Annotated in this window: 2 protein-coding genes; both read right to left on the reverse strand. The window is 30.1% G+C overall.

Features of this window, described 5'->3' with window-relative positions:
- Positions 1-213 (reverse strand): hypothetical protein (locus VOI54_RS17975; RefSeq protein WP_326284729.1); only part of this gene is annotated, 213 nt, incomplete at its 3' end.
- Between the two features lie 398 nt (positions 214-611).
- On the reverse strand, positions 612-1,068 hold a 457-nt coding region (locus VOI54_RS17980), incomplete at its 5' end, for a T9SS type A sorting domain-containing protein (protein WP_326284731.1).

A 1,068-nucleotide genomic window follows, 5' to 3' on the forward strand; every position in this document is an offset into this window, starting at 1 on the left:
TTTTAATTCCAATAAGAAATTATTATAGATACCATCTTCCAATTCAATGACATCACCAGGCTGGACTACTGCTGCAGCTTGCAAAAGCTCTGTTGTATTTCCTACCTTAAACGTTGTAAAATAATATACCGCCTCAGAACCACTATTTTTAAAAGATAGGAAAATACAAGATAAAATAAAAATTGCTCCTATTTTCGTAATTATGGTTTTCATATAAATCAATTTATTAATTAGCTATTATTTTAGTTTGCTTTTTATAAAATCAAAGCATGATTTATTTCTTTTATCTTTTTCCCATAACTCCATCAAATTTTGCCTGGTTTTCTGGTAACAACTTTCCTGTTTTAGCATAAAACTATAGCGTTTTTATTAAACAGTGGACACCACAAAGAGTCATTTTTGTATTGATAAACACATTTTGAAATAAATTGATTATGATATTGGTCATATCATTATTGTTAATTTTTCTTGATTCTAGCTGAACAATATAAATTTGGGTATGGTATTATAAAAATCCCTTAATTTAACTTTATAAGGGATTTTTATTACGAATACATATTTTAGCCTGTTAAGCATTTTCTGCCTTGAAATTAAAATCAGATATCTTAATTTTATTCCAATATAATTTTATTTACCAATAAAGTAGCTCCTTCTTCAGACTCCAACTTCAATATATATAAGCCCTTGGAAAAACCAGACATATCTATACTTTTAGTATAGCCGTTACTGTAAACCGATTTACCGGTAATATCAAAAATGCTTACATGCTTTATTTTTGAATCTGTACTTAAGTTAACAATATTCAAAGTATGTTTTACCGGATTGGGGTAAACGAACACATGTTTATTTAAATTATCTTCTTCTGTAGATGGAGAGGTCTTTATACTAGCAACTTTGCATGTTGTGCATTTTTTACCAGTATAAAATTGAGAGGCCAACCATAAATTTCCATTTCTATTGGTAGAATTACTATAAGCTGTTTCACCCGGGTTGGGACCATCTGCACTGGTGGTACGCTTTACAGCCATGGCAAAGTTTGTACCACAGTTAATCCCTGACAGGTCAACC

This window comes from Alterotamlana spongicola (assembly GCF_035818475.1).
GTDB lineage: Bacteria > Bacteroidota > Bacteroidia > Flavobacteriales > Flavobacteriaceae > Cognatitamlana.